The 5,085-nt window shown below is 66.0% G+C and carries 6 protein-coding genes; 1 reads left to right on the forward strand and 5 read right to left on the reverse strand.

All coding sequences use genetic code 11. The features are described 5' to 3' along the window. Nucleotides 1-536 (reverse strand): LLM class flavin-dependent oxidoreductase (locus JCM19049_RS07915; protein ID WP_279402733.1); only part of this gene is annotated, 536 nt, incomplete at its 3' end. Between the two features lie 39 nt (nucleotides 537-575). After that, a complete protein-coding gene (locus JCM19049_RS07920; protein ID WP_054821319.1) occupies nucleotides 576-1,238 on the reverse strand; it encodes an NAD(P)-binding domain-containing protein in 663 nt (220 codons plus the stop codon). Nucleotides 1,239-1,407: 169 nt separating this feature from the next. Here JCM19049_RS07920 and JCM19049_RS07925 point away from each other — a divergent pair, with 169 nt between their 5' ends. Then, complete coding sequence (locus JCM19049_RS07925; RefSeq protein WP_279402734.1) at nucleotides 1,408-1,839, forward strand: MarR family transcriptional regulator; 432 nt, start codon at nucleotides 1,408-1,410, stop codon at nucleotides 1,837-1,839. A gap of 122 nt (nucleotides 1,840-1,961) precedes the next feature. Here the strand turns inward: JCM19049_RS07925 and arcA are convergent, their stop codons facing one another. The 3 genes from arcA to JCM19049_RS19445 form a co-directional block, all read right to left on the reverse strand. Beyond that, complete coding sequence (arcA, locus tag JCM19049_RS07930) at nucleotides 1,962-3,209, reverse strand: arginine deiminase (protein WP_054821320.1); 1,248 nt, start codon at nucleotides 3,207-3,209, stop codon at nucleotides 1,962-1,964. Between the two features lie 84 nt (nucleotides 3,210-3,293). Then, nucleotides 3,294-3,803 carry an amino acid permease gene (locus JCM19049_RS19440; protein ID WP_279402735.1) on the reverse strand — a complete coding sequence of 170 codons (510 nt, stop codon included), beginning with the start codon at nucleotides 3,801-3,803 and terminating at the stop codon, nucleotides 3,294-3,296. A 59-nt stretch (nucleotides 3,804-3,862) separates the two neighbouring features. Next, nucleotides 3,863-4,687: an amino acid permease gene (locus JCM19049_RS19445; protein ID WP_279402736.1), complete on the reverse strand. Its 825-nt coding sequence runs from the start codon at nucleotides 4,685-4,687 to the stop codon at nucleotides 3,863-3,865. Nucleotides 4,688-5,085: the final 398 nt, after the last annotated feature.

Below are 5,085 nucleotides of genomic sequence, written 5' to 3' on the forward strand. Positions count from 1 at the left end.
AGCCAGATCGGCAGCTTGCCTTGGGCCGGACGCGGCACCACGGCCAGGTCGTTCAGGGCCGGGCGCTTGTTCCCGGACCAGGTGACCTCCTGGGCCTGCGAATCATTGATGGTCATCAGCAGATCCAGCTTGTTGGCGTAGAGCTCGTCATACTCCTCCAGGTCATAGCCGAACAGCGGGAAGGTTTCCACCGAGGAGCCGCGGCCCGCGGTGATCTCCACACGGCCGCCGCCGGAGATGATGTCAGCGGTGGCGAACTGCTGGTAGATCCGCACCGGGTCATCGGTGCTGATGATGCTCGCCGCACTGCCCAGCTTGATCTGCTCGGTGGCTGCGGCGGCCGCCGCGATGATGGCTCCGGGCGAGGAGGCCGGCATGCTGGTGGTGTGGTGCTCCCCCACCCCGAAGTAGTCCAGCCCGCTGCGGTCGGCCAACTTGATGGCCTCGAACAGGTTGGTGATGGCTTCCGAGGTGCTGCGCAGTGAATCGTCAGCGTTGCGCTGGGTGTCGCCGAAGCTGTAGGCGCCGAGTTCCATGTCGTGGGTTGCTTGTCTTGGTGGGTAGCGGTGATGTGGTTAGCCGGAGACGCGGGCAGCGTTGAGCTGCTCTTCCATTTCCGCTGCGGTGAAGCGCCCGTTGAAGATCGGCGTTCCGGGTTCGAACAGCCGCCCGGAGCGCAGGTCCCCGGCGATCACCGGGGCGAAGCCGACGCTGCTGATGAACTCGGCGACCTCCTGGACGGCCCGGGGGTCATCCCCGGCCAGGGCCAGGGCGCGGGCCTCGCCGTCCCCGGCTCCCCCGGCTTCCGGCTCCATGTCGTGGTAGCCGATGTGGTTGAAGGACTTCACCAGGTTGGCTCCGGCCAGGTGCTGGGCGATGACCTCGCTGGAGGACTGGGTGGGGTCCTCGAATTCGGCGATCTCCCCGTCGGTGCCCGACCAGTAGTTCATGACGTCAATGACGGTCTTGTCCTGCAGCAGCGCCGGGTCCACGGTGCGGTACTTGTGCAGGGGCACGGCGACCACGATCATTTCCGCGTCGGCCAGGTCGCTGGCGTTGACGGCCTCAGCGCCCGGGGTGACGATGTCCACGATCAGGCTGATCTCGCTGGCGGGCTTGGAGGTCGCGATCTTGACCCGGTAGCCGGCGTCCAGGGCCAGGCGGGCCAAGGCGGTGCCGACCCGGCCGGCACCCAGAATCCCCACGGTCTTCTGGTCGCGCTGCTGAACTGAATCCATCTGACACACCCTTCAATTATGTTGTAGTACAGACTATATTGATTACAGAACATCTATGCAAGCGCATATATTCCGATAGAATGGATGATATGAACACCGCACCGGACACCGTCACCGCCCCAGCCGCCGCCAGCACCCCCAATCCCGGGACCTGGCCTGGCATCTGGGCATGATCCTGCGCGGGCACCAGTCGCGGTTCGCCGAGGCGGTCGCCGGGATCCCCTGCGGGGTGCGCGGCTTCCAGCTGCTGTCCACGGTGGTGCACCATGACCCGGCCAACCAGCAGGCGCTCGGTGGGCACCTGGGAATTGACCGCACCGTGCTGACCTACCTCATTGACGACCTCGTGCAGGCAAACCTGGTCGAACGCATCCCCGCCCCCTCCGACCGGCGGGCGCGCAAGATTATCGCCACCGCGCAGGGGCTGGAAACCCTGAAGCGGCTCGAGGGCAAGGTCGCGCAGGCGGAGCAGGAACTGCTCGCCCAGCTCGATGAGAGTGAAAGCCGCCAGCTGCAGGAGCTGCTGGCCAAGCTCTCCCTGACGGTGCGCAACCTGCAGCCGGGTACCAACCCCTGCGATGCCGTGGAACAGCTGGGCTAGGAGCCAACACCCAAAAGACCCCGGGAACCGGCGGTCGGCCAGAAAGCCGATCACCCGTTCCCGGGTCTTTGCACGCCAGTGCGCCGCCTCGTCAACTGCGGGACACCTGTGGCAGGTGCGTGCTAGTACTGCACGGCGTCCCGCTCAATGGGGCAGGTCATGCAGTGCCCGCCGCCGCGGCCGCGGCCCAGCTCGGCGCCGACAATCGGCAGCACCTCGATGCCGGCGGCACGCAGCGCATCATTGGTTTGGGTGTTGCGGTCATAGGTGTACACCACGCCGGGGCGCAGGGCAACGGCGTTGTTGCCGCTGTCCCACTGCTGGCGTTCGGAGTCATAGTTGTTCCCGGCGGTGGCCACCACCCGCAGCTTGGGCAGGTTCAACGCCTGGGCGACCACGTCGGTGAAGCTCTTGGTGCCGTGGTCAATCACCGTGACCCCCGGTTCCTGATCGGAGGGACGCAGCGAGAAGGTGTGCACCTCGTCCATGATCTTGGGATACAGGGTCACCACGTCATGGTCCACGAAGGTGAACACGGTATCCAGGTGCATCGCCGCACGCAGCTTCGGCATCCCGGCCACGATCACGTGCTCGGCCACCCCCTGGCGGAACAGTGAGGAGGCCAGCTGGGTAATGCCGTGGCGGGAGGTGCGCTCGCTCATGCCGATCAGCACCACCCCGTTGCCCACCGGCATCACATCCCCGCCCTCCACGGTCACCTGGCCCCACTCCTGTTCGGGATCCCCCCACCAGATCGTCGAATCCCGGAATTCGGGATGGAACTTGTAGATCGCCTTCATCAGCAGGGTCTCATCCCGGCGGGCATCCCAGTACAGCGGGTTCAGGGTCACTCCACCGTAGATCCAGCAGGTGGTGTCCCGGGTGTAGAGGGTGTTGGGCAGCGGCGGCATCAGGTACTCATAGATGCCGCGGGATTCGCGGGCCAGGTTCACGTAATCGGTGCGGTAGTCCTCGGGCAGGTCGCTGGTGGCCATGCCGCCCAGCAGCAGTTCGGACAGGCGCCCCTCGTCCAGCGAATCCAGGTAGGCCCGGGTGCCCTCGACCAGCCCGCCGCCCACCACGTTGGGCACCACCTTACGTTCCAGCAGCCACTGCCGGGCTTCGGCCTGGGCCATGGTCTGGGTGAGCACCTCCTGCAGCTCCAGCACCTCCACCTCGTTGCCGCGCAGGTTGGAGACGAAGTCTGCGTGGTCGCGCTGGGCGCTTTCCACCCACATCACGTCGTCAAACAGCAGGTCGTCACAGTTCGATGGGGTCAGCCTGCGGTGGGCCAGCCCCGGCGCGCACACCAGCACCTTGCGCAGCTGCCCGACCTCCGAATGCACACCCTTGCCCGTGGTTTCGCTCATGGTCCGTGTTCCTTCCGTTCCTTGCGAATCGGACAGCCGCCCGACCCTGGTGGTTTCTCGTTGTGCAGTTCAGCGGCTGTCGCCCTAGAGGTGGATCCACCCCGCGCCCAGGGCCACGACGCCCAGCAGGGCGCCGAGCAGGGAGAGCGCGAAGATCACCGGTTCGCGGCCTTCGAAGGCCTTGCGTCCCTGCTCCCGGCGGGCCATGACGAACAGGATGGTGGCCGGGGCGTAGATGATGAAGGAGAGCAGCAAGAAGTGCCAGCCGGCGGCGAAGACCAGGAAGGCGGTGTAGGCCACCGCCAGCACCGAGGTGAGAAGATCCCTCCCGGAGGCCCGGCGCTCCCCCTGCCCGTGCCGGGCGGCGTAGGCCACCTTCACCGCGTACAGCGCGGCGAGCAGGAACGGGATCAGCGTCAGGGAGCTGGTCAAATCCAGCGCCAGGTCCAGCGCGTCCTCGGCGAACAGCAGGATGACCAGCATGCCCTGTACCAGCACGGAGGTCAGCAGCACCGCGTTCACCGGCACGTCGGTGCGGTTCAGCTTGCCCAGGAAGCAGGGCATGTCCCGTTCGTTTGCGGCCACGCTGAGCACCTCGCGGCCATCAGCGACCAGGCCAGGTAGCGCCCAGCACCGAGATGATCAGCCAATGCTCACAAACCAGCGGCCCCACGGGCCGACCGCGTATTCCAGGATCCCGGCCATGGAGGCTGCTCCAGCTGGCTGATCTGCTCCATCGGCATCACCCCGTAGGAGACGATGGTGACCGAGGCGAAGATCGCGAACACGGACAGGAACCCCAGGATGGTGGCCCGTCCCACGTCCGTCCGGCGCCGGGCGTGGCGCGAATACACGCTCGCGCCCTCCACGCCCAAGAAGACAAAGACGGTGACCAGCATCGTGGAGCGGACCTGCTCAAAGAGTGATCCGGCGTAGTCCGCGCCGTACCAGTTCTGCCGCAACGCCTCCGGATCCAGCACGAACAGGCAGATCAGAATGAAGATGATGATCGGCACCAGTTTGGCGATGGTGACAATCTGGTTGACCAGGGCCGCGCTTTGCACGCCCCGGCGGATCAGCAGGAAGAAGACCCACAACCCGATCGAGGACAGCCCCACCGCCAGCAGGGTGGCTCCGGAACCCAGCCCGGCCACCCCCAGCCCGGAGAGAGTGGACATGATGAACACCCAGTAGAAGGTGTTGCCCGCGCAGGCGCTGGCCCAGTACCCGAAGGCGGCGAAGAACCCGAGGTATTCCCCGAACCCGGCCTTCGCATAGGCGTACACCCCGGCGTCCAGTTCGGGCTTGCGGTTGGCCAGCATCTGGAAGACAAAGGCGAGCATCAGCATGCCGGCCCCGGCGATGATCCAGGCGATGACCGCACCGAAGATCCCGGTTTCGCTGGCGAACCTGCCCGGTAGTGAGAAGACCCCGGCGCCCACCATGGAACCGACGACCACGCCGGTGAGGGTGAGCATGCTGAGTTTGGCTACGTGCCTGTGTCGCTTCCCCGGTCTCAGCTGCCATGCTTGGTTCATCTTTCCCTCGGCGTGCCACTGCGAACATGCATCCGGCACTCATCGTGGTACCCGATGCCCGGGCCCCGATTCGGGCCGCGCGCTCCGGACGACGCAATGACGTTGGAAAACAGCCAAGTGGTCGGCGATCTGCTGTCAGTATCCAACTATCCAAAGCGGCCTGTCAACGCTCCCGGCGCGCTGCCAGGAAGCTGGATTTCCGCACGGACACCGGCATTCGCCCGTGCTGCCAGACCTGTTCCACTCCCGGCAGCACGGGGGTTGCCGCCGCGGCATGGGCAACATCACTGCGCGGGGTTGGCCCCCTTAAATGCGTCAGAGCCGCGATGGCGGGAAGG

Source organism: Arthrobacter sp. JCM 19049, from assembly GCF_001310435.1.